This window comes from Sporolactobacillus terrae DSM 11697 (assembly GCF_000648615.1).
GTDB lineage: Bacteria > Bacillota > Bacilli > Bacillales > Sporolactobacillaceae > Sporolactobacillus > Sporolactobacillus terrae.
The window spans coordinates 1-22,107 of sequence record NZ_JFZC01000009.1; the positions used below are offsets into that span (position 1 = coordinate 1).

The following is a 22,107-nucleotide window of genomic DNA, read 5'->3' on the forward strand; positions in this document are numbered from 1 at the left end:
CTAATCGGTGAAAAAACGAAAAGGGTTATCTCCTTGTGGGGAAAGCGTTTTGGCCAGTTAGCAAATTAGGCTATGAATAATTCAGGAAGACACATGCTATAATGGAACTAATCGTAATCAGGAAATGCAAGAAAGAAGGAAACAATGTGTCTGAACTAACCGCCGGAACAATTACAACGCTCGAGGTTTCACATAAAGCACCGTTCGGCTATTTTCTAACCGACGGCAACCAGGAAGTGCTGCTTCACGAACATGATGTAACCGAACCATTGAACGAAAAAGATAAGCTGACCGTATTTCTCTATCATGATCACCAGCAGCGGATTGCCGCTACGATGACCATCCCAACGGTTCGATTTGATGCCTTCGACTGGGCAACTGCCGTCTCCCAGCATAAGAAATACGGGGTGTTCCTCGACATTGGAACGAGCAAGGATCTCCTGCTCTCAAAAGATGACCTTCCTTATGAATCCATCTACTGGCCGCAGCCCGGCGAACGCGTCTTCTGCAGCCTGAAACTGGACAAAAAGAAGCGCCTGTTCGCTCGTCTGGCCGATGAACAGATCATGCAAACGCAATCGGTTCCTGCTCCCGAAACAATGCAGAACAAAACGATCCAAGCGACGGTCTACCGGCAGCTTGAGGATGGAATCCATGTCATCAGCGAAGAGGGCTATCTCGGCTTCGTTCATAACAACGAACAGAGCGGCACACTGCGAATCGGCCAAGTCATTACCTGCCGCGTCATTGCCGTCAAAGAAAACGGCAGCTTAAATTTATCGATGAAGCCGCGCACTTACGAGCGAATCGACGACAATGCGGCAAAGATCATTGCCTATATGAACAGCCGTGATGGAGCCATGCCTTATTGGGATAAAAGTCTGCCTGAAGACATCAAAAAGCGATTCGGCATCAGCAAAGGCGACTTCAAAAAAGCGCTCGGCCAATTGATGAAAGAAAATCTCCTGTATCAAAAAGAAGGCTGGAGCTATCTGACGAAAGATCAAAAAGCGGATCAAGAGCACCACTCTTGACCCGCTTTTCATTTATGGTGCGAGCACGCGGCGCCGCTCCCTGACTCGATGAAAGAACATGCCGAAAAAGTAACTGATCGCATTGAAGAAAACAATGAAAAAACTGATTGGTGCATTTGTATAATAGCCGGCAATAAGTCCGAACCAAACACTGAGTACCGCAATGAGCGTTGAAATCAGAATCATGCCGAAAATAGATTGCGTATAGAAGCGTGCGGCGGCGGCAGGGACCGTCATTAACGCAAAGACGAGCAAAGCGCCGACAATCTGAACGGTCACACTTGTCGCCGCTGCCATCAGCAGGAGAAAACCGATCGAGATGAGCCGGATTGGTAATCCCGCAGATTGTGCGCCGACCTGATCAAACGAGTCAAACTTAAGCCAGCGGTAGCCAACTGCAAGTACAACAAGGACAAGAACAGTAATTAAAACAATCTGCCAGATATCCTGCATATCGATGCCGACAACACTGCCAAACAAAAGTGTGCGCGAGTAATTGCCTTGTATATTCCCGAGCGACAGGAATAAAATGCCCAGTCCAAGTGCCAGACTTAGGATAACACTGATCGATGCGTCACGCCGATACATGCGAACGCCGAGCTGACCGACACCAACTGCCCCCGCAATCGTAAACAGGAGCAAGCCAAGCAGCGGATCGATCCCTGCATAAGCGGAGAAAGCGGCACCGGCAAAGCCAATGTGCGACAGGGTATGCGCAATAAAAGAAAGCGACCGCGCAATGATAAACACACCAATCACACCACACATCATCGCTATCAGCGTGCCGGCGATAAACGCGTGCTGCATAAAATCATACTGAAACATTCAATTTCCCCCATTTTTCCAGTGCATTAAGGCAGCTCGCAGATGTTTGACTCACTGCGGAAAACCGGCGAGCGGCAGCTCGGACTCCGTCGGCACATGATGCATGGTGCCGTTCTCCGAAGATGATCCATGAAAAACCGTTGTCATCAATTTTCGGTCATGCAGAATATCTTCCGGATGACCCGTTTTGTACCCTTGCCGTGACAGAAGCAGAACATGATCTGCATAAGTGCCGACCATTTGCAGATCATGACAGATAAAGAGGGCGGTGACACCCCATTCTTTAGCCGCGTTTTTGACCAGTTCCATCATTTGAATTTGCGCCTCAGGATCGAGATTTGCTGTTGATTCATCAAGCAGCAGCAAATCCGGTTTCCGAACAAGTGCCTGAGCCAGAAAAACACGTTGCCGCTCTCCGCCGGACAAGGTTCCAATCGGCTTATTTGCCAATCGCTTCGTATCGGTAAACTGCATGATTTCATTCAGCGCTTTTTTTTCTTTCCGCGAGAGCCAAGGCAAGAAGCCGCTGATTTGACCTAATGAAACAAAATCGCTTGCACTGATCGGTGTTTCATCGTCAATCACCCGCGACTGCGGCACATAACCGACAATGACTTTTCTATGATCACCAAGAATTGAGACATCACCCTGTTGTGGATGAATCAATCCCAGTATTGATTTTAACAACGTTGACTTTCCTGCTCCATTCGGACCGATTATGGCAAATAACTCTCCTGGTGCTACCTTAAACGAAAGATCATTCAAGATTTGTTCCCCATTAAAACGGACTTGGAGTTGATGAATTTGAAGCTGGCGCAGCATAAGAAGCCCTCCGATCAACACCATTCGTGCTGCTGATTCATGGTTATTCAATAAGTTTATCAATAAATAGAGCAGTCCTACCCAGTATGCTTTCGACCTATAGATACTGGATAAATAGTAATGATTTCGATTTACTTTGTCAAGTGATCTTAAGCGCTGAAGGCAGAGACCTCTCTATCAATGATAGAAAAAGAGAATCAGAGAAGAACCATGTGCTACTTTTGCTCCGATTCAAACGGCCACTGTGGTTAGTGTCAGTTTTGCGCCGCTTCAATTTGGCTAAGTTGATCCAGCATCCATGTTTTATAGTTCTTTCCTTTCGGAAGTGTTTCGGTCACCTTAACCACCGGCACATGATGCTGATCAGCGAGTATCATCATTTTGCTCACTGTTGGACTGATTTCTTGGATGTTGCTGACAAAGAATGCAATCCGTTGCTCTTTGATATCCTGTTGCATTGCGGCGATATCTTTCGGTGAAGGATCGCTTTCTTGCTCCACCGCCGTTTCGAAATGATTGTTGGCGATCGTATAACCGAGTGCCTGCACCATGTAATCGAAAACCGGTTCGGATACATCAACCTTCTTATGATCGGCATGTTTGCTCAATGCGGCAACTTTCTCTTGAATTGGCCTTAATTCTTCAATGTACTTTTTCGCATTATTCTTGTACTCCACTGCATGCTTCTCATCAATTTTAGAAAGCTGCTCTGCAATAGCGTTGGTCAGTTTCGGCATTGTCTCGGGATTGTACCAAAGGTGCTCATTGTCGCCGTCTTTCTTACCCATCACGTCTTCAGCAACACGAATCGTCGTCTGCGCTTTAGATTGCTTCACGAGATTGTTCATCCAGCCGTCATAACCAATGCCGTTGAAAACGACTAGTTTTGCATCACTAACCGCCCTTGCCGTAGCGGCTGTCGGTTCAAAGTCATGCGGATCCATACTTGGTTTGTTAATGACCGACGTTACCGATACGCGCTTTCCGCCAACTGCTTGAACCGCTTCCCCATAGAAATCTTCAGCAGCAACGACCATAATTTTATTTGAAGCCCCTTCTTGTGAGGAGGGACCTCCGCACCCGGCAAGAAGGCCGAGGAGCAAACTAAAAATACTTATAAGCAAAAAAATAGGCCGTCTTTTGTATTGTCTCATCATCTATCGCTTCTCCTAATGAATCCTATGTATAACAAAACGTAATTATTACGATTTAAATGCACTATTAAATTTATCAAATTCTCTTTCTCATTGTCAAGTACTTCTGACCCATCATCCGAAGAAGTTACCAGCTAGCTTTTTTCACGCCGGGAATTTGGCCTTTATGGGCGTAATCACGAAAGGCAATCCGCGACATATTGAACTTGCGCATATAACCATGCGGTCGTCCCGTAAGCGGACAGCGATGATGCAAACGCGTCGGTGATGCATCACGCGGCAATTGGGAAAGGGCCGCATAATCTTTCTTCTCTTTTAATTCACGTCTGAGTTCTGCATACGCTGCGACCATTGCTTCACGTTTATGTTCTTTAACGACTTTTGATTTCTTTGCCATACAAAACTCCTTTCTTAATTTATAAATCGTAACAATTACGTTTTGCATATTTATTAAACCACCATTTCTTATCTTTTGCAAGGATGAACAAAGAAGTTCTCGCCTATCCATCCGCTGGATCCGCGTCTTTGGGACGCTTGACGTGCCAAAACATTCCGGTGCGCCGGTGTCGGTGATGACGCACGCCAAATAAGTCTACGATAGCGGCATTCTTTTAGATTAATGAATGAACGGTGAAGCAGCGCAAGCATCGTTTTTTTTAAGTCGATGCGTTTTCTTCGTCGATCCTATATTATAATAAACAAGGACGAACCTTGAGAATCTGTATCTTGTGGAGGTATTCATCGTGAAAATTGCAATGGCAAGCGACCATGCCGGTTACGCATTAAAAGGCGAAATCAAAGCATGGCTTGAAAATGAAGGACATGAAGTGATCGATTTCGGAACAGACAGCAGCGAATCCTGCGACTTGTCCGACTATGTCTATCCCGCCTCACTCGCAGTCGCAAAGGGTGAAGCAGAACGCGGCATTTTTGTCGATGGGGTTGGCTACGGCAGCGCGCTGATCGCCAACCGAATCTATGGTCTGAACGCAGCAGTGTGCCAAGACCCTTTTTGTGCCAAGCTGGCTCGCCAGCACACTGACAGCAACGTTCTGTGCATTGGCGGTAAGATTATCGGATCTGGAATCGCCTTGGAAATCGTCAATGTCTGGATGCATACCGATGTACTCAACGGTATCGACAAGTACACCAATCGCATAAAAAAAGTACAAGCCATCTCGGAAAAACATCTGAAAAAACTTTCCGAAATCTAAAAAGTCTTCTCAAAAAGCAGCCCCGACAAATGGGGCTGCTTTTTCACACTGGTAAGAAAGTATAGAAAATAAAAGATTTAAGGAAACGAGTGTAAGTGGTTCGGTAGAACGCCGCGGCCTGCGGCTCACCGAACACTAGGCCGTCCATGGCCGTCGCGGGCGGCGACTTTGCCTTCGCCAGAGGCTTGGCAAAGCCAAGTTTTCTAATTTGACCGATGCCAGCCATCCACCATTTTCTCCGCCAAAAAAGTAATATTCTTGTAAAAAAATACGTATTGAAACCGTTTTTCAAATGTGCTATAACATATCTTGCTTCTCGATTCTCTTCGATCCGGTGACGACTGGAGCAAAGGCAAGCGAATCGGGATGTCTTTTTTGTGCGCAAAATTTTTGTGCGCATTTTTTTAAGTCAAAATTAATCTGATTTTGCAAAAATAAACGGATCAACGTCGATTCGATTGGCATTCCCATTACAGTATTACATGCTTTTTTCAATCGGATCATCAATCGATGACAACACTGAATTTACTGCGAGAGGAAACGAAACAGATAGGATAACCACTGGAAAGGGAGAGAAGAAAAAGATGACGAAAGTCAGAGACAGTTATTTTGATAACGCCAAGTTCTTCTTAATCTTGCTTGTTGTATTTGGTCACAGTCTCACCAACCTGAAAAGTGACATTCCTGTGATTAACTCATTGTACACATTCATTTTTATTTTCCATATGCCTGCGTTTATTCTTATATCCGGTTATTTTTCGAAGCATTTTCGTAAACCCGGTTATGTGAAAAATGTTGTGAAGAAAACATTAATTCCCTATTTTATTTTTCAAGTTGCTTACTCGTATTTTTACTATATGACCGGTTATGAAAAAGTCTTTAAAATTGATTTAGTATCCCCGCATTGGACGCTTTGGTTCCTTGTCAGCATCCTGTTCTGGAAATTAATGATTATTCCTTTTTCTAGATTGGGAAAACTGGGGTTGCCTATCGCGATCATGCTCGGTATTGCCGCGGGATTCTTTGATACGTTTGAAACGGATTTCAGCGCATCGCGGACGCTCGCGTTTTTCCCGTTTTTCTATCTCGGTTACCTCGTAAAGAAAGAGCAGTTTATGCAGCTGCTGACACGAACTTCGGCGCGCGTCGCCAGCATTTTCGTATTCATCGGTGTCTTCCTGGCCTGCCACTATGTGTTCCCGGATGATCTGCAGGATTGGGTGCTTCATGATTCGTCCTACCATACCTTTGGGCTTTCAAATCTGGAAGGCGGGATCACACGTCTCTTTGTTTACGGCATCAGCTTCTTAACCATCTTCGCCTTCATGGCGCTGATCCCAAAGAAACGGTTTTCGTTCACAGCCCTTGGCAAAAACACTCTGTATGTCTACCTGCTGCACGGCTTTTTCATTAAAACAATGGTGCTGTTTCCACTCTACAAGAATATTGAGCATTTGTATCAATATTCGTTCTTGTTTACCGCGTCCTTGGCGCTCTGCTATCTGCTCGCCAGCCGCCCTGTACGCCTTTTCACAGAGCCGTTCATTGAAATTAGAATGCCGCGTCTGCAGCAGCGTTAGCATCTGGATCTGTAAGAAATGCTCCGGTACACGAGAAAAGCGGATAGTTCATGACGTTGTGCCGCATTGCATGCTACCGGTGCATGCAGCAACACGAGATGTACGCGCAATTCGGACGACTTCTTACTGAGACAAAAGCCTTCACATGGAGGCTTTTTTGTTTTGCTTCAAATCGCGCAATGCTATACTAGGCTATTAGAATACCACACACGGAGGGATGAATATGCTCTCATTTAGTTTGGGTACGGTTATTTTTCAACTGATTATCACACTTATCCTCGTTGCACTGTCCATCTTCATTGTTGCCTTTCTGGTTAAATATTTGGTCATCAGCCTGCCAAAACGCAGGAACAAAGAAATTCTCGACAAACTTGATGAGATCAGTAAAAAGTTAGACCAACGCAAATAACAGCTAAACCCCTAATGGAATCAGGCAATGCGTATGCTGCGTTTTAAAAGGTTAATGAACGCCCTTATACTATAATCCGTGGAATTTTTATACTTTCTATAGTGCAAAAAAGAAGCAGATGGGTTTATCCCCGTCTGCTTCTTTGGTTCTTATAACGGTTTATGCTTGCGGTACTTTTGTGACTCTGTTCTTAATTTCTGCAAGAATGTTTGCCTTAAATTCATCATAGGCAACGGTATTGGTTTCCTGTTGTCCATATTTGCGGACGTTGACGGCATTCTGTGCAATTTCTTGATCACCAATAACCAGTGCATAAGGAATCTTGTGCGTTTGAACATCGCGAATCTTATAACCCAGCTTCTCGCCGCGCAGATCAGCATGAGCTCGGATACCGACCTTTTTCAGATCCGTAACAAGTTTCTTCACGTGATCGATGTGCACATCGGCAACCGGGATCACTTCAACCTGTGTCGGTGCCAACCAAGTTGGGAAAGCGCCGGCAAAGTGTTCGATCAGAATCGCAAAGAAGCGATCAAGCGACCCATAAACGGCGCGATGAATCACGACCGGGCGTACCTTTTCATTGTTTTCGTCAACGTACGTAAGGTCGAATTTTTCCGGCATTTGATAGTCAAGCTGAATCGTCGCACATTGATGTTCACGTCCGATGGCATCCTTAATATGGAAGTCGATTTTCGGGCCGTAGAATGCGCCGTCGCCTGCATTAATCATATACGGCTGATTGATTGCTTCAAGCACACGCTTCAACCCTGCTTCTGCCTGTTGCCACATTTCCAAGCTGCCCATGTGGTCTTCCGGCATGGTTGACAGTTCAACCGTGTATTCAAAGCCAAAGGTTTGATAGATCTTGCTGATCAATTGGAAGATGTTTTTAATTTCGCTTTCAATTTGATCCGGACGAACAAAGATATGCGCGTCATCTTGGCAGAACGTGCGCACGCGAAGCATTCCGTTCAGTGCCCCGCTTAATTCATGACGATGAACTTGCCCGAATTCGGCAATCCGAATCGGCAGGTCGCGGTACGAATGCAGATCATCCTTGTAAATCAGCATATGTCCCGGGCAGTTCATCGGTTTCAGCGCATAATTGACATCATCGACTTTGGTGAAGTACATGTTTTCATGGTAGTGATCCCAGTGCCCTGAGTTTTCCCAGAGGCGCTGATTCATCATTAACGGCGTGCGGACTTCATCATAGTCCACTTGACGCTGCAGTTCACGTGAGAAGTTTTCCAGTTCCGTGCGGATAATCTGACCATTCGGCAGATAGAACGGCATGCCTGGCGCTTCTTCAGAGAACATGAACAGTTCAAGTTGTTTGCCGAGTTTGCGGTGATCTCGTTTTGCCGCTTCTTCAAGAAAATGCAAGTGCGCGTCGAGATCCTTCTGTTTCAGGAAAGCAACTCCGTAAATCCGCTGCAGCATTTCATTATCGCTGTCACCGCGCCAGTAAGCACCGGAAACGTTCATCAATTTGAATGCTTTAATCTTACCGGTTGACGGAAGATGTGGTCCGCGGCACAGGTCGACATAGTCGCCTTGCGAATAGATCGTAATCGTGGCGTCTTCCGGCAGATCACGGATCAATTCAAGTTTCAGATGATCATCAAGCTTTTTGAAAAGATCAATCGCTTCGGAGCGGCTGACTTCCTTGCGAACGATCGGCAAATTTTCGCTAACGATCTTCTTCATTTCCTTTTCAATCTTCGGGAAGTCCTCTTTGGAGAGCGAGTGCTCCATTTCAACATCGTAATAGAAGCCATTCTTAATTACCGGACCAATGCCCAATTTAACATCCGGATAAATCCGCCTTAAGGCTTGAGCAAGAAGGTGTGCGCAGCTGTGGCGCATGATTTCCAGACCGTCTTCGGAATCCTGTACAACAATTTCAATTGAAGCATCTGCGTCAATCGGCCGCGTTAAATCGTAGAGCGCTCCGTTGACTTTACCGGCAACCGCCTTTTTTTTCAAGCTGTTACTGATTGATTCTGCAACTTGTTCTGCAGTGACGCCCTTTGGAAATTCCCGTACATTGCCGTCCGGGAACGTTAATGATACAGATGACATGACTTTCACTCCTTTGAAAAATAAAAAACACCCGCCTCAATAAGAGACGAGTGTTTCTGCTCGTGGTTCCACCCTTGCTTCCGCAATCAAAAAGACTGCGGCACTTAATCCAATAACGGCGCTGCCGTCAGCGGCTACTCGCATTCACCGCTGAAACTCCGAGGTGGTGGGCGATGGCTCGCGGTCAGGAAGTTCGCAGCATCCTTCCCTCTCTGTGCACCGAAACAATCACTCGTGTCCTCTTCATTGCTTTTTTCTTTTATTTCGTGTTGCCCTTATTGTATGCGTTTCGTTTGCAAAGTGCAAGTCCACCTTTGTTTGCCTCAGGATGTGAAGCCTGAAGGCTAGGTTCAATGCGTTGCGCGCGTTCATCACAACATTTATGATTTTGCGAACAAAAAAAATACAATAAAAAATTATTATTTTACGAATCTTTTATTGATTTTATTGGTAGCTGGTGATAGTATTTACTCACACTTCACCACATTAAGTTATTAAATGTCATTGGGAGGCGCCATCATGTCTTTTCTGCTCTGTTTTTTGGCAGTCATGGTTTTTATGCTGATTGGTGAATGGGTGTCCACCGCATCAAAAGCCTATATTCCATCTGTTTTTGTGTCTGCCGTATTATTCATTATCGGGTTCTGGACGTTCATTCCAAAGGATGTTGTTGTTCAGGCTTCCTATAGTTCGCAATTCGTTCAAATCTGTATCGCCCTTTTGCTGGTTCACTTGGGCACGCTGATGAATCTGAAACAGCTGATTGCCCAATGGAAAGCGGTCGCCATCGCGCTGCTCGGTGTTTGCGGTACCATTCTGATCACACTGACGGTCGGTTCAATGATCTTTGACTGGCATACCGTTATCGCTGCGGTTCCGCCGCTGACGGGCGGACTCGTCGCCGCTCTATTGATGACGGACGGGCTTAAAGCTGCCGGGATTACGGCCTTAGTTGCACTGCCGGTATCCATGTTCATTACACACAGCCTGATCGGTTATCCGGTTACTTCGGCAATGCTGAAAAAGGAAAGTCAGCGTTTGCTGAAAAAATTCCGGGGTGGCAGCGTGAAACTGGATCCGAATCGGCAACGGATGATGCAGGGAGCAAGCGATGCCCCGGCAAAACGCATTTTCGGACTGCCGGATGACTATCAAACCTCTGCATTTATTTTGGTTCGTGTGGCAGTTGTTGCGGTTATCAGCCTTTACGTTGCCCAACTGATGCACGGCGTCATCAATTCCTTTGTTATCTGTCTGATTTTCGGCGTCATCGCACATCAATTCGGTTTTCTTGAAGACAATGCACTAAACCGTGCCGGTGTCTTCAGCTGGTTGATTTATGGTTTGCTTGCCTATGTGTTCTCGCAGCTGAATCTAACAACGCCGGCGATGCTCGGTCAGATTATTATTCAGATTGTGGTATTAATTCTCCTTGGTATACTAGGAATGTATCTTGCATCTCTAATTCTTGCAAAACCATTTGGGATGAGCCGGCCAATGGCGTTTGCCTGCTCGCTGACTGCGCTGTTCGGATTTCCTGCCGACTACATATTGACCACAGAAGTGTGCAAGAACAACGCCAAGACGGCTGATGAAGAAGAATACCTGCTTGAAAATATCCTTCCGAAAATGCTCGTTGGCGGTTTCGCAACAGTCTCAATCGCTTCAGTCATTATTGCTTCAATCTTCCTTAAACTCATCTAATCGCTAAAGGAGAGAATCATTTATGACAAAAACATTGTACCAGAACTTTTCACTATTTGACGGAACAACCGATCATTTCGAGACCGACGCGTACTTTGTTGTTGACGACGAAAGCGGAAAGATTATCGAAACAGGGACCGGTTCGCCTGCCTCTGCCGATCAAACCGTTGATCTGCAAAACAAATTCGTCATGCCGGGATTGATCAATGCACATACACATATCACTTCTGATGTCTCGGGCAAGCTTGACGCGCTCGGCTCACCGAATCTGAACCCGATTGTAGCAACCAAAATTGCACTTGATAACTTAAACCGTTTATTGAAACACGGCGTTACCTATATTCGTGATGTCGGTGCCGACTTCGATGTCGATATTCAACTATCCAAACTGGAAAAGGGCGGACACATTGTTTCGCCAGGCATTTGTGCTTCAGGACGGCCGCTCGCAATGACTGGCGGACACTTCTGCACGATTAGCTACGAAGTTGACAGCCCGGATGAAGCACGCAAGGCCGCTCGCAAAGCACTGAAAAACGGGGCCGACAACATTAAGCTGATGGCTACCGGTGGTGTTTCTTTCGGCGGTGAATCACCGAATGACGTGCAACTGACCGAGGAAGAACTGCGTGCCGCAGTTACCGAAGCTCATCATAAAGGCAGAACGGCAAATGCCCATGCTCAAGGTACCGAGGGCATTAAGAATGCGCTCCGTGCCGGCGTTGATTCGGTTGAACACGCGTTTTATCTCGATGATGAAGCCATTCAAATGTTCCTTGACCAAGGTACATTCATTGTTCCAACGCTCATCGCGGTTTACGGCATTTCCGACCGCGGCGAAGGACAAGTTCCGGACTTCATGCTTGATGTTGCCCGCGAAGTGAAAAGGGCACATATGGAAAGCATCAGCAAAGCGGCACATGCTGGCGTTAAACTAGCAATGGGCACCGATGCCGGAACACCGAACAACGATTTTAAAAATGATTCGGCGTTCGAGCTGGAACTCATGGTCGAAGCAGGGTGCACGCCGCTGCAGGCGCTGCAGGCAGCAACCATTAATGGTGCTCAGCTGCTCAAGATCGATGAAGAATACGGCACACTTGAAAGCGGAAAATTTGCCGATTTCATCGTCCTTGAGAACAATCCGCTCGAAAGCATCAAAACCGTTCAAGGCAAGAAACAGGTCTTCAAAAAAGGGCATGAAGTCCTCTGATTAAGACTAAATCCAATGAAGCGAGCCGGAGTCATTCAGACGCATGAAGTGCCTGAAGCTCCGGCTTTTTTTGTACCTAAGCGCTCTGGTGCCAGCAAGCACCGCAGATTCTTGCCTGTCTGAGGAGGCTCGCGGTGCGCCCGCGGCAAGCGAGTAACCGAAGCGACGATTCAACCTTTGAATTTTGTTTCTACTTTCGCGCAATTTCATTTATGGAGTGAAACCATTCGTCGCCAATTCAACCGAATCCTATACTCATATGAAATTATTTCTTTTTGCTTTTATTCAATAATACTGCATAATAGTAAAGAGAACGGTCGTCCGCAGAAAACTGCTCCGTTTGAATGCTTAATAGACGTGGACGAAATTGTTGATTACTGTGAGGTGCGCCATGAGTAGCTATTGGAACCAATTTGCTCAGAAACTCGATCCTTATGTGCCGGGTGAGCAGCCTAAGGATAAAAAGTATGTCAAACTGAACACAAATGAAAATCCGTATCCGCCTTCGCCAAAGGTTCTGACTGCGATCAAGGAGGCGGTGAATGATCAGCTTCGCCTCTACCCGGATCCAAACTGTGATCTGCTGCGCCAAAAAATTGCGGATCATTTTGAACTCGATGCAGATCAGGTCTTTGTCGGCAACGGTTCTGATGAAGTCCTTGCCTTCAGCTTCATGACCTTTTTTGAAGCAGAAAAGCCGGTTGCCTTCGCTGATATTACATACAGCTTTTACAAAGTGTACGCCAATCTGTGTTCACTGAACCCGAAAATCATCCCGCTGAACGCAGACTTCACGGTACCGACGGATGCGTTCTGCACCGCGAACGGCGGTGTGGTCCTCCCAAATCCAAACGCGCCAACCGGACGTGGTCTCTCGATCGAAGCTGTAAAACAAATCCTGGATGCAAATCAGGAACAGGTGGTCATCATCGATGAAGCGTACATCGATTTCGGCGGGACTTCGGTTGTTCCACTCATTAACGACTACCCAAACCTGCTCGTCGTTCGAACCCTGTCCAAATATTCATCGCTGGCCGGTATTCGCGTCGGATTCGCATTAGGGCAAAGCGATTTAATGAATGGACTCAATACAGTCAAAAACTCATTTAATTCCTATACGATCGATCGTCTTGCGCTCGCCGCTGCTTGTGCCGCGATCGAAGACGATGCCTATTACCGTGATCAGGCACAAAAAATCATCGCAACCCGTGAAAAAACGGCCAAACGTTTGGAAGCTCTCGGTTTCTCTGTTATACCTTCTCAGTCCAACTTTATCTTTGCCAGTCATTCTGAGGTGAATGCAGACATCATTTTCCACGCATTACGCGATAAAGGTGTACTGGTTCGCTATTTCAATCAACCACGCATTGACAACTTCATGCGTATCACAATGGGTACCGATGAAGAAATGGACAAACTGGTTAAAGCACTAAACGAGATTCTGGACAAATAACTGCTGAACGAATCGATCAGGCGAACAAAGCGCCTGCGCGTTTAAGCTATGGTCTCATTGATCGAACAACTTTTCGGGGCATTTCATAGTCAAAAGTAAGTTTTGGCTGTGAGATGCCCTTTTTTAGCATCCCTCCACGTGATCCTAAACTTCCTCAGAATCCCCATCCGTCTTCCCTTCTACCTATTCGAGCCGGTCAATCATTGCTGCCGTTACGCTTCATAAAAATTCGGATTACTTTGTATTTAATATTGTCTCATGATCGATCTTCGCTTATACTAATAGTCGATGACAATGATAATCATTTTCATTTAAAACGGTAACAATTCTTATTGGAGGTGTTTTTTTGGTTACACGCGCGGCTCATCGAAGCGGGAGCGCTTATCTCTATTATCCACTGATTCTCCTTCTTCTTTTCCTGATAGCGGCATCAATGGTCTTCTCCGTTTCAATTGGCCAAGTACATATCCCGCTCAGGCAATCGATGAACATCATGCTTCATATTTTGTCCGCTGACCATATCGGTTCTCTGGACAGCGTAACAAACGATTCGTATTTCAACATCATCTATCAAATCAGAATGCCGCGTGTGCTTTTCGCCCTGCTGATCGGCATGGGTCTGTCCCTTTGCGGTGCCGTGATGCAAGCGATTGTACAGAATCCGCTTGCGGATCCCTATATTATCGGCATCTCTTCAGGAGCTTCGCTTGGCGCAACCGTTGCTATTTTAATCGGCTTTGGAGCAGCCGCGTTTCTTTCTAATTTTGGTATTGCCTTCGGAGCATTTATCGGCGCAGTTTTAACTTCTGCTGCCGTACTCTTGCTCTCAAGCATCGGCGGCAGGGCTACATCGGTGAAGCTTATCCTCTCTGGCGTCGTGGTCGGCGCGTTTTACAGCTCGATGTCCAATCTCGTTATTTATTTTGCCAACAATGCCGAGGGTGTTCAAAAAGTCGCCTTCTGGTCAATGGGAAGCCTTGCTCCGTCAAGCTGGGACAAAGTCCCCATTCTCGCCAGCGTTGTCCTTGCCGGATGCGCTCTGTTTCTCTTTCAGCACCGCATTCTCAATACAATGCTGCTTGGCGACGAATCAGCGGTTACATTGGGCATTAATTTAAGCCTCTATCGCAAAATTTATATGGTTCTCGCTGCATTGATCACTGGAACCATGGTCGCTTATTCCGGCACAATCGGCTTTGTCGGCTTGATTGTACCGCATATCTGCCGCGGACTTTTCGGTGCAGACCATAAACGGTTGCTGCCGGCGACACTGCTCTTAGGCGGTCTTTTTCTCATCTGGGCAGATATTTTATCGCGCATTCTGATACCAAATGTTGATCTACCGATCGGCATCATTACCTCTGTGATCGGCTCACCGCTCTTTATCTATATGATTGTGAAAAAAGGCTACAATTTTGGAGGCTGAGCAATGGAACTCGCAGCAAAAGAATTGACAGTACGACGAGGGAAAAAAGAAATCATCAAACATGCATCGGTATTTGTCAAAAACAAACAATTTGTTGGTCTCATCGGCCCCAACGGCTGCGGCAAATCAACGCTGCTAAAAAGCATTTACAAAAGTCTCACCCCCGAGAGCGGCACCGTCTATTTGGACAACCTCGACGTTCTGAAAAGCTCGGAGAAACAGGTGTCACAGAAACTCGGTGTTGTTGGACAGTTTAATGAAATGAGCTTTGATTTGACCGTTGAACAAATGGTCCTGCTTGGCCGTACCCCGCATAAAAAGCTGCTGGAGCCGGATCAGCCAAATGATTTTCATCGTGTTGACGAAGCGCTGCGGCGCACGCGATTAACGGATTACCGGAAACGCAGCTATCTGTCGCTTTCCGGCGGCGAGAAACAACGGGTCATTCTTGCGCGTACAATTGCACAACAGCCGCAATTAATGATTCTCGACGAACCGACCAATCATTTGGATATTCGTTATCAGTTTGAGATTCTCTCCTGTGTCAAGCAGCTGGGCATCAGCGTCCTCGCCGCGCTCCACGATCTAGAACTGGCAGTTATGTATTGCGACTATGTCTATGCCGTTAAAGATGGCGACGTCTATGCCCATGGAAAGCCTGAAGAAGTGCTTACTCCCAAAATCATTGAAGCGCTTTATCAAATAAAATGTCAGACCTTTATAAACCCGGTCACTCATCGACTGGGATTTGCTTACGGACTATAAGGAGGATCATCATCATGAAAAAGAAGTCATTCATCGCCTGCGGTTTGGCAGCGCTCTTGCTGCTGGCCGGCTGCAGCAGCGCAACCAGTACATCGGACAAAAACAGCAAGAGCAGTAAATCCAACTACCCGCTGACTATCCATAATTATACGAAAGCTGAAGGCGGAAGCGAGTGGAAGAAAAAAGATCAGGTCATTAAAAAACAACCGAAACGCGTTATGGCAACAACCCGAACCGTTGCCGAGCTGCTGCTGCATCTTGGGCTAAAAGAGCAAATCGTCGGCGTTGGCGGCAACTTCGGGGCTCCGGATCAAACGGTTGCCAAAGACTATGACGCATTAAAGAAATTAAGCAGCTCCTATGTGGGCAAAGAAGCGGCAATCGGAACCAACCCGGACATCATTGTCAGTCGCGGCGGTTTGTTTGACAATGCCGACTGGGGTGTTGGAACCGTTGATTCACTGAATAATATGGGTATCAACACCTATGTCCTCAAGTCATCGATCAAAGGCGGTACTTATGATTCAATCTACGAAGATATCGACAATCTTGGAAAGCTCTTTAATGTACAGGATCGAGCAAAAGCATTTTCCGACCAATTGAAAGCGAAACAGAAAAAAATCACATCAGACTTAACAAAAATAAAAAAACCGCAAACCTTTGCCTATTTGCATATGTCGGATCCAAAAGAAGTTTACGTCTATTCTGCCTATGGTGAGACGTTCTTCAACAATGCATTCAAGATGGTCAAACTCGATAACGTCTTCCAAAATCAAAACGGCAACGTCAGTGTTGAAACCCTAGTAAAAACCAATCCCGATGTGCTGATCGTTCTCGATTGGGAAGGCGACGGCAAGACGATGAAAAAAGCCCTCTATTCTAATCCGAAACTATCAAGTATGAAAGCGATCAAGAACAAAAAGATCTACACCATGGACTATAACTACATGTTCAGTTACAGCTATAACACCCTTGACGGTCTCGAAAATTTGACCAAAGAAATGTACCCGGACCTGTATAAATAAAAAAGTTCACCTATAATAGTCATGAAAATTTGCAAAAAAATATACATGAATCTCTTTTTAGCTTTTCGCTCACTCAATCGAATTTAGAAAAATATTGATGGGTATGATCTCTCATCTATCTTTAAACGCAAATAAAGTGTAGAATGTACTCGCCTAAATAGAAGGAGGAGGAACATGATACAAGAAAAACAAAAATTTGATCTTCAGCTTCTGAGCAGGGCTTTTGAAGAAAATCTATCACTCATTAGTTTTAACACGAATCATAAAGTCATTTTTGTTAATGATAATTTTTCGAAAGCACTGGGCTACACTAAAGAAGAAATGATCGGTATGGATCACGCAATGCTCTGTTTTCCTGATTTTGCAAGCAGCGCAGATTATCAAGACTTTTGGAATAAGCTGCTTGGCGGCAACCGCTTTCAAGATAAGGTTAAACGTAAAGACAAACTCGGCCATGCCGTGTGGCTGGAAGCAACCTACATGCCGATTTTCGATGAAACGCATAGCCATGTGATTGGCGTGCTGAAGGTTGCAACCAATATTAGCCAGCGTGAACAGCGCATCAAACAATTCACGGACAGCTTAAAAGACACGGCTGCGGATCTCCATGAACAGGCGCAAGCAGGGAATCATCAGACCAAGGCACTTAATAAGGAAATCACGAATGTTGAACGCTTTTCTAATGAAAATGCGGAAACACTCGCGACCCTTCAGCAAGAGATCAAACAGATCAACGGCGTCGTTGAAATCATCCGCGATATCTCCGAACAGACGCATATTCTTGCCATTAATGCAGGAATTGAAGGCGCCCGTTCCGGAGAAAGCGGCCGCAGCTTTATCGTGATTGCTAAAGAAATGCAAAAACTATCCGATCAAGTTCATCAGTCCATTAAAAAGGTGGAGGAACAGACAAGACTGATAATCGCCAATGTCAATCAAATTGCCGATCGATCAGGCAATCTTCAACATAATGCCAAGGTGAGCCACGAGACAATGGAAGTAGCCACACAAGTATTCGATAAAATTGGACAAGCCGCCGAGTTGCTTAACGATCAAGCAAAAGCATTAAACAAATTGCTCAATCCATAATAGCCAGCAGCAAAAATTCTCTGACTCTCTCAGGGGATTTTTTGCTTTATCTGTGCCTCCACATCGTTTCGGATCAGGGTTTAGATCATTGATCCACTGGGTGTGTTCGTTTTCTGATCACAGACCAATATTCGTTTTTGTTCACAAATGGAGTCACTGCATTGAGCTTTCGATTCTCTTTAGTTTTGCAATCAGATGTTCAGTTCTCACACGCTTCTGTTTGATTCGTTGTTCTTCGGCAGCTAAGGCAAAACTCTGTTTTTTAAGCGCTTCAAGCACTGACTGAATGAGTGTCGCAGTCCCACAACCGGATTTTTCCTTCATGCAAAAAATTTGCTGTATCTGCGCTAAAGATAAATCCATTTTTTGCATTTCCTTCACTACTTGAAAATCGACAAATTCTTTTTCACCATAGTCTTTGTAGGTACCAATTTTCTTCGGCTGTATCAGATGCAGCTGTTCATAATGGCGAATGGTATCCTTAGTTGTTTCACAGCGCGCAACAAATGCACCGATTTTCATCGTTACATCTTCCCTCTTGACGTGGGGTCGACCCCATCGTTTTTACTAAGTATAATCTCATGTTATAGGAGGAACTTCAATGATCATCAGTGCAATCGGATTGATTGTTTACGCCCTATTTTGTCTTATTTCCGGAATCGTCATATGGTCAAAAACAGATCAAAAAGTCGTTGTCGTCTATTTTCTATGCATGCATCTGGTATGTCTGATTATGGGCATGCTCATGATCAGCACCCACTTGCCTTTACTGCTTGTTCTGATCATCCTTAGCGCTACTTTAGTAAGTAGAATAGCAAATGGCTGTTTTATTTTTCATCGCATTAACCTCCTCCATCATGTTTTTACGGGAGCTTATTTTATCGCACTGCTTCTTCTCAATGTATAAAGGGGACATGAAGACTTTATTGACTTTGAATAAACATTTATTGATAAGCAATAACAAATAGAGTAAAATCAATGTGCAAACAACTGAGTGAGGTGCTTTTGATGAAACGAGAAACACTTTTCTTAAAGCTCGCTGTTTTTCTAATAGGGCTGCCGATCCTGGCTGCATGTATCTTTGTTCTGCCTAGGCTCACTGCCTTTTTTGCAGCATTATATCCAAAGTTCGCCTATTTGCAGTATCCTTTTTTAGCCGGACTATATATTACAGCACTCGTCTTTTTCGCTGCATTGTATCAGACATTCAAACTCCTCACGTATATCGATAAGAACGAGGCTTTCTCGGAGCTATCGGTCACTTCACTGAAGAACATCAAATATTGTGCCGTGATCATCGGTGTCTTCTATGTTGCGTTTATGCCGGTCATCTATCTTATGGCGGAAGCAGATGACACTCCTGGCATGGTTATCATTGGGATGACGATCATTTTCGGCTGTATGGTGATTGCCGTTTTTGCCGCGGTGCTGCAAAAGCTGTTACAAAACGCCATTGCAATAAAATCAGAAAATGATCTAACAATCTGAGGTGAACCCTATGGCGATTATTATTCATCTTGATGTGATGCTGGCAAAGCGGAAAATGAGTGTTACCGCGCTCTCTGAAAAAGTGGGACTGACGATGGCAAACCTGTCAATATTGAAGAACGGAAAGGCTAAAGCCATTCGCTTTTCAACGCTGGAAGGAATCTGTAAGGCTTTAAACTGTCAGCCTGGAGATCTTTTGGAATATCAAAGTGAGGAAGATAAAGCCGACCAATTCGATTAAAAAGAAAAGAGTCTTAAAGCTGGCGCTCTAAGACTCTTTTTTCGTGCCTTACGTCTCGTGTTTCGTGCATGAATCTTGTTAACTAAAAAAGTCAGACTCTATTTGGCCGCCACAGAAACAATTCAACTTAATTTTCTCTCGATCGTTTTCATAAATTGGTGTGTAAACCATGTATCGTTGTTTATTTTTTGGTTTAAATCTGGATTCATATTGATAATCCTCGGCTTGGTCTTATCGCTGCTGAGCCCATTGGCTCTCGCAAAACAGATGCGGCCGTCAACCGAACTAATCGTCATATAAAACGGATGGTGTTCACGAAGCCTACGGAGGTAATGATCAACCGCCTCATTCACATCCGTTGTCGCGAAATAAAAATGCTCTTTGGGGCCGGCGTTTTGATCCTTTTGCCATTCAATAAAGTTAAATCGTGGAATTTCAGTCGCTTGCAAGTCGCAACACCTCTCCCTTACTCTATTCTTCAGAAGGAGAAATGATTCCTGCATTAGACCGATGGAATCAAAAGCCTAAGTTGATAAATGATTCAAGATCCACGCCCTAGGCGGTCGGTGTACACCACAATTAGGTCCGATGCATATACGCGCGAACGGTAAGCGGAGCAAAGACGACAACGATAACAGCTGCACCAATCAACGTCACTGTGAAATCCCAGCCAAAAGCTCCGGAATTGGTCAGATGCCTTACAGCTGTAATTAAATGAGACACCGGATTTATTTTTGCGAACCACTGCAGCCAGTCCGGCAGCGTATTGACCGGTACAAAAGCATTTGACAGAAACGTGAGCGGAAACAAAACGAGCATCGAAATGCCTTGAACGCTTGACGCGGTTCGCGCGATCACGCCGAAGAAAGCGAAGATCCAGCTGATTGACCAAGAGCAAACAATCACAAGCAAACCAGCAAGGACAACATCAGTAAGCCCTCCGTCGGGTCGATACCCCATAAGGTAGCCCATTGAAAATGTAAGTATTGTCGCAATCGTGTAACGAACCGTGTCGGCCAGAAGTGCACCGGCAAGTGGGGCGATCCGTGCAATCGGCAGCGACTTAAAGCGATCAAATACTCCTTTGTCCATATCTTCGCGCAGCTGCACGCCGGTCACAATCGAGGTCGTAATGACCGTTTGCACCAAGATACCGGGGATAATGACTGGCAAATAACGGGTTACATTTCCTGAAATGGCGCCACCAAAAATATAAGTGAACATCAGCGTAAAGATAATTGGCTGGAGTGTCACGTCAAATAATTGTTCCGGTGTGCGCTTAATTTTCAGCAACCCCCTATAGGCCATCGTAACGGAGTTGGCTAAACTCTGCGTAAAGCTTGTATTTCTTCTCAAGTGGCGATCGGCAACGGGCTGAATGGTGGTTGTTTTCATCGATTAGCTGCCCCCAATTTTTGTTTATTTTTGGCCTTATTTTCATTTACGCCATGCCCCGTAATGGTGAGGAAGACTTCGTCAAGTGTTGGCTTCTGCACACTGAGTTCTGCTAAATGAACATCCGCTGCACGCAGAGCAATCAGCAAATCCGTCACTCTATCGGCATCTGCTAAAGGAGCGGTAATCTTGCCGCCTTCTGGAGAAACAGCCGAGGCAACCGTAAGTGCTTGTTCGATGATACCGCGCGCCTGTTCTGTTTTAGTTGGGTCCTGAATACGAATCTGCAATGAGGAACGGCCAATGGAGGCCTTCAGCTCATTCGCCGTCCCTTCGGCAACCACCCTTCCTTGATCAATGACCGCAATGCGATCCGCCAGTTCATCCGCTTCCTGCAAATATTGTGTGGTCAGCAGCACGGTTGATCCACTATCCACCAAATTACGGATTGTTGCCCACATTTGATTTCGCGTGCGCGGATCAAGCCCCGTGGTCGGTTCATCCAAAAAGATCAGCGGCGGTTGTGCAATCAAGCTTGCCGCCAAATCCAAACGGCGGCGCATTCCGCCCGAGAAATGTTTCAATGGACGTTTGGCTGCTTCCGTCAGACCAAATGCCTGCAAAAGCTCTGCCGACTTGCGCCGTGCGTCAGCGCGGCTCAGCCCAAGCAACCTTGAAAAAATCATTAAATTTTCCGTTGCACTGAGCGTTTCATCCACCGATGCATACTGACCGGTCACGCCAATTAATTGGCGGACGCGATGCGACTCATTGCTCACATCATGCCCGAAAATTCGCGCGGTTCCTGCATCCGGTCTTAATAATGTCGAAAGCATTCGGATCGTTGTTGTTTTACCCGCTCCATTCGGCCCCAGCACACCATAAATAGATCCTGCCGGCACGTTTAAATCCACCCCATCGACCGCGCGGTGTTTGCCGAATTGTTTCATCAGCCCATGTGCTTCAATCGCCCAATCGTTTGAGGGTTTGTTCTTTTTCTTTCGATGATCATCTATTTTCATCTGCATGCCTCCTCGTCTAATACGTTTTGAAGTGCATCGTCATCCCTGTTCAACCCGGGAACTGCGTTCATTAGAATGCGATCCAACTGGCTTTTCCTCCTTTTCTACTAACTATAAAGGAACGTTGGTCTGCCCATAATGCACGGGAGACGGAAAGACAGCT

General features: G+C 45.7%; 24 protein-coding genes and 1 other annotated feature. Of the genes, 14 read left to right on the forward strand and 10 right to left on the reverse strand.

Annotated elements, in window-relative coordinates; translation table 11 throughout:
* Positions 1–146: 146 nt before the first annotated feature.
* Complete coding sequence (locus AA84_RS0100900) at positions 147–1,034, forward strand: CvfB family protein (protein ID WP_028975651.1); 888 nt, start codon at positions 147–149, stop codon at positions 1,032–1,034.
* A 12-nt stretch (positions 1,035–1,046) separates the two neighbouring features.
* Here AA84_RS0100900 and AA84_RS0100905 read toward each other — a convergent pair whose 3' ends face one another.
* The 4 genes from AA84_RS0100905 to rpsN all read right to left on the reverse strand — a co-directional run bounded on the left by AA84_RS0100905 (position 1,047) and on the right by rpsN (position 4,232).
* On the reverse strand, positions 1,047–1,859 hold the full coding sequence (locus tag AA84_RS0100905) for a metal ABC transporter permease (RefSeq protein ID WP_028975652.1): 813 nt from the start codon (positions 1,857–1,859) through the stop codon (positions 1,047–1,049).
* A 51-nt stretch (positions 1,860–1,910) separates the two neighbouring features.
* The gene (locus AA84_RS16755) at positions 1,911–2,681 is read right to left on the reverse strand and encodes a metal ABC transporter ATP-binding protein (protein WP_051577721.1); all 771 of its coding nucleotides are present in this window, start codon (positions 2,679–2,681) and stop codon (positions 1,911–1,913) included.
* Positions 2,682–2,935: 254 nt separating this feature from the next.
* Positions 2,936–3,838 carry a metal ABC transporter solute-binding protein gene (locus tag AA84_RS0100915; protein ID WP_028975653.1) on the reverse strand — a complete coding sequence of 301 codons (903 nt, stop codon included), beginning with the start codon at positions 3,836–3,838 and terminating at the stop codon, positions 2,936–2,938.
* A 124-nt stretch (positions 3,839–3,962) separates the two neighbouring features.
* Positions 3,963–4,232, reverse strand: coding sequence for a 30S ribosomal protein S14 (gene rpsN, locus AA84_RS0100920; RefSeq protein WP_028975654.1), 270 nt, complete (start codon positions 4,230–4,232; stop codon positions 3,963–3,965).
* A 346-nt stretch (positions 4,233–4,578) separates the two neighbouring features.
* Here rpsN and AA84_RS0100925 point away from each other — a divergent pair, with 346 nt between their 5' ends.
* Positions 4,579–5,049: an RpiB/LacA/LacB family sugar-phosphate isomerase gene (locus AA84_RS0100925; protein ID WP_028975655.1), complete on the forward strand. Its 471-nt coding sequence runs from the start codon at positions 4,579–4,581 to the stop codon at positions 5,047–5,049.
* A gap of 43 nt (positions 5,050–5,092) precedes the next feature.
* On the opposite strand, the gene AA84_RS0100930 is transcribed toward AA84_RS0100925, so the two are convergent.
* Positions 5,093–5,275: a hypothetical protein gene (locus AA84_RS0100930; protein ID WP_028975656.1), complete on the reverse strand. Its 183-nt coding sequence runs from the start codon at positions 5,273–5,275 to the stop codon at positions 5,093–5,095.
* Between the two features lie 358 nt (positions 5,276–5,633).
* On the opposite strand from AA84_RS0100930, the gene AA84_RS0100940 reads away from it, so the two are divergent.
* Together AA84_RS0100940 and AA84_RS0100945 are read left to right on the forward strand one after the other, a co-directional pair.
* Complete coding sequence (locus tag AA84_RS0100940; RefSeq protein ID WP_028975657.1) at positions 5,634–6,629, forward strand: acyltransferase family protein; 996 nt, start codon at positions 5,634–5,636, stop codon at positions 6,627–6,629.
* Between the two features lie 223 nt (positions 6,630–6,852).
* Complete coding sequence (locus AA84_RS0100945) at positions 6,853–7,038, forward strand: DUF4083 family protein (RefSeq protein WP_010027353.1); 186 nt, start codon at positions 6,853–6,855, stop codon at positions 7,036–7,038.
* Between the two features lie 159 nt (positions 7,039–7,197).
* On the opposite strand, the gene thrS is transcribed toward AA84_RS0100945, so the two are convergent.
* Positions 7,198–9,126, reverse strand: a complete 1,929-nt coding sequence (thrS, locus tag AA84_RS0100950) for a threonine--tRNA ligase (RefSeq protein ID WP_028975658.1) — start codon at positions 9,124–9,126, stop codon at positions 7,198–7,200.
* Positions 9,127–9,165: 39 nt separating this feature from the next.
* Positions 9,166–9,382, reverse strand: a binding site (T-box leader).
* A 263-nt stretch (positions 9,383–9,645) separates the two neighbouring features.
* Between thrS and AA84_RS0100960 the strand changes: the two genes are divergently transcribed.
* From AA84_RS0100960 to AA84_RS0100990, 7 genes are all read left to right on the forward strand, one after another.
* The gene (locus AA84_RS0100960) at positions 9,646–10,830 is read left to right on the forward strand and encodes a hypothetical protein (RefSeq protein ID WP_028975659.1); all 1,185 of its coding nucleotides are present in this window, start codon (positions 9,646–9,648) and stop codon (positions 10,828–10,830) included.
* A gap of 22 nt (positions 10,831–10,852) precedes the next feature.
* Positions 10,853–12,040 carry a metal-dependent hydrolase family protein gene (locus AA84_RS0100965; protein ID WP_028975660.1) on the forward strand — a complete coding sequence of 396 codons (1,188 nt, stop codon included), beginning with the start codon at positions 10,853–10,855 and terminating at the stop codon, positions 12,038–12,040.
* Between the two features lie 391 nt (positions 12,041–12,431).
* Positions 12,432–13,493, forward strand: coding sequence for a histidinol-phosphate transaminase (gene hisC / locus AA84_RS0100970; protein ID WP_028975661.1), 1,062 nt, complete (start codon positions 12,432–12,434; stop codon positions 13,491–13,493).
* A 433-nt stretch (positions 13,494–13,926) separates the two neighbouring features.
* On the forward strand, positions 13,927–14,919 hold the full coding sequence (locus tag AA84_RS0100975) for a FecCD family ABC transporter permease (protein WP_081791692.1): 993 nt from the start codon (positions 13,927–13,929) through the stop codon (positions 14,917–14,919).
* Positions 14,920–14,922: 3 nt separating this feature from the next.
* On the forward strand, positions 14,923–15,684 hold the full coding sequence (locus tag AA84_RS0100980) for an ABC transporter ATP-binding protein (protein ID WP_028975663.1): 762 nt from the start codon (positions 14,923–14,925) through the stop codon (positions 15,682–15,684).
* A 14-nt stretch (positions 15,685–15,698) separates the two neighbouring features.
* On the forward strand, positions 15,699–16,709 hold the full coding sequence (locus AA84_RS0100985; RefSeq protein WP_028975664.1) for an ABC transporter substrate-binding protein: 1,011 nt from the start codon (positions 15,699–15,701) through the stop codon (positions 16,707–16,709).
* A 174-nt stretch (positions 16,710–16,883) separates the two neighbouring features.
* Complete coding sequence (locus tag AA84_RS0100990) at positions 16,884–17,798, forward strand: methyl-accepting chemotaxis protein (RefSeq protein WP_028975665.1); 915 nt, start codon at positions 16,884–16,886, stop codon at positions 17,796–17,798.
* A gap of 153 nt (positions 17,799–17,951) precedes the next feature.
* Here AA84_RS0100990 and AA84_RS0100995 read toward each other — a convergent pair whose 3' ends face one another.
* The gene (locus tag AA84_RS0100995; protein WP_028975666.1) at positions 17,952–18,320 is read right to left on the reverse strand and encodes a MerR family transcriptional regulator; all 369 of its coding nucleotides are present in this window, start codon (positions 18,318–18,320) and stop codon (positions 17,952–17,954) included.
* 79 nt (positions 18,321–18,399) lie between these two features.
* Between AA84_RS0100995 and AA84_RS0101000 the strand changes: the two genes are divergently transcribed.
* The 3 genes from AA84_RS0101000 to AA84_RS0101010 all read left to right on the forward strand — a co-directional run bounded on the left by AA84_RS0101000 (position 18,400) and on the right by AA84_RS0101010 (position 19,527).
* The gene (locus AA84_RS0101000; protein ID WP_028975667.1) at positions 18,400–18,705 is read left to right on the forward strand and encodes a hypothetical protein; all 306 of its coding nucleotides are present in this window, start codon (positions 18,400–18,402) and stop codon (positions 18,703–18,705) included.
* Positions 18,706–18,803: 98 nt separating this feature from the next.
* Entirely contained in the window at positions 18,804–19,286 is a 483-nt protein-coding gene (locus AA84_RS0101005) for a DUF2975 domain-containing protein (protein WP_028975668.1), read from the forward strand.
* 10 nt (positions 19,287–19,296) lie between these two features.
* Positions 19,297–19,527: a helix-turn-helix domain-containing protein gene (locus AA84_RS0101010; RefSeq protein ID WP_028975669.1), complete on the forward strand. Its 231-nt coding sequence runs from the start codon at positions 19,297–19,299 to the stop codon at positions 19,525–19,527.
* Positions 19,528–19,649: 122 nt separating this feature from the next.
* Here the strand turns inward: AA84_RS0101010 and AA84_RS0101015 are convergent, their stop codons facing one another.
* From AA84_RS0101015 to AA84_RS0101025, 3 genes are all read right to left on the reverse strand, one after another.
* Positions 19,650–19,976: a hypothetical protein gene (locus AA84_RS0101015; RefSeq protein ID WP_028975670.1), complete on the reverse strand. Its 327-nt coding sequence runs from the start codon at positions 19,974–19,976 to the stop codon at positions 19,650–19,652.
* Between the two features lie 130 nt (positions 19,977–20,106).
* The gene (locus tag AA84_RS0101020; RefSeq protein WP_028975671.1) at positions 20,107–20,922 is read right to left on the reverse strand and encodes an ABC transporter permease; all 816 of its coding nucleotides are present in this window, start codon (positions 20,920–20,922) and stop codon (positions 20,107–20,109) included.
* Complete coding sequence (locus AA84_RS0101025; RefSeq protein ID WP_037562609.1) at positions 20,919–21,944, reverse strand: daunorubicin resistance protein DrrA family ABC transporter ATP-binding protein; 1,026 nt, start codon at positions 21,942–21,944, stop codon at positions 20,919–20,921. The genes AA84_RS0101020 and AA84_RS0101025 overlap by 4 nt, the downstream gene beginning before the upstream one ends.
* Positions 21,945–22,107 lie beyond the last annotated feature (163 nt).

Coding starts and splice junctions, on each gene's coding strand:
- AA84_RS0100905 (WP_028975652.1), bottom strand. CDS start 1,859: ATGTTTCAGTATGATTTTATGCAGCACGCGTTTATCGCCGGCACGCTG.
- AA84_RS16755 (WP_051577721.1), bottom strand. CDS start 2,681: ATGCTGCGCCAGCTTCAAATTCATCAACTCCAAGTCCGTTTTAATGGG.
- AA84_RS0100915 (WP_028975653.1), bottom strand. CDS start 3,838: ATGATGAGACAATACAAAAGACGGCCTATTTTTTTGCTTATAAGTATT.
- rpsN (WP_028975654.1), bottom strand. CDS start 4,232: ATGGCAAAGAAATCAAAAGTCGTTAAAGAACATAAACGTGAAGCAATG.
- AA84_RS0100930 (WP_028975656.1), bottom strand. CDS start 5,275: ATGGCTGGCATCGGTCAAATTAGAAAACTTGGCTTTGCCAAGCCTCTG.
- AA84_RS0100940 (WP_028975657.1), top strand. CDS start 5,634: ATGACGAAAGTCAGAGACAGTTATTTTGATAACGCCAAGTTCTTCTTA.
- AA84_RS0100945 (WP_010027353.1), top strand. CDS start 6,853: ATGCTCTCATTTAGTTTGGGTACGGTTATTTTTCAACTGATTATCACA.
- thrS (WP_028975658.1), bottom strand. CDS start 9,126: ATGTCATCTGTATCATTAACGTTCCCGGACGGCAATGTACGGGAATTT.
- AA84_RS0100960 (WP_028975659.1), top strand. CDS start 9,646: ATGTCTTTTCTGCTCTGTTTTTTGGCAGTCATGGTTTTTATGCTGATT.
- AA84_RS0100965 (WP_028975660.1), top strand. CDS start 10,853: ATGACAAAAACATTGTACCAGAACTTTTCACTATTTGACGGAACAACC.
- hisC (WP_028975661.1), top strand. CDS start 12,432: ATGAGTAGCTATTGGAACCAATTTGCTCAGAAACTCGATCCTTATGTG.
- AA84_RS0100975 (WP_081791692.1), top strand. CDS start 13,927: ATGGTCTTCTCCGTTTCAATTGGCCAAGTACATATCCCGCTCAGGCAA.
- AA84_RS0100980 (WP_028975663.1), top strand. CDS start 14,923: ATGGAACTCGCAGCAAAAGAATTGACAGTACGACGAGGGAAAAAAGAA.
- AA84_RS0100985 (WP_028975664.1), top strand. CDS start 15,699: ATGAAAAAGAAGTCATTCATCGCCTGCGGTTTGGCAGCGCTCTTGCTG.
- AA84_RS0100990 (WP_028975665.1), top strand. CDS start 16,884: ATGATACAAGAAAAACAAAAATTTGATCTTCAGCTTCTGAGCAGGGCT.
- AA84_RS0100995 (WP_028975666.1), bottom strand. CDS start 18,320: ATGAAAATCGGTGCATTTGTTGCGCGCTGTGAAACAACTAAGGATACC.
- AA84_RS0101000 (WP_028975667.1), top strand. CDS start 18,400: ATGATCATCAGTGCAATCGGATTGATTGTTTACGCCCTATTTTGTCTT.
- AA84_RS0101010 (WP_028975669.1), top strand. CDS start 19,297: ATGGCGATTATTATTCATCTTGATGTGATGCTGGCAAAGCGGAAAATG.
- AA84_RS0101020 (WP_028975671.1), bottom strand. CDS start 20,922: ATGAAAACAACCACCATTCAGCCCGTTGCCGATCGCCACTTGAGAAGA.
- AA84_RS0101025 (WP_037562609.1), bottom strand. CDS start 21,944: ATGAAAATAGATGATCATCGAAAGAAAAAGAACAAACCCTCAAACGAT.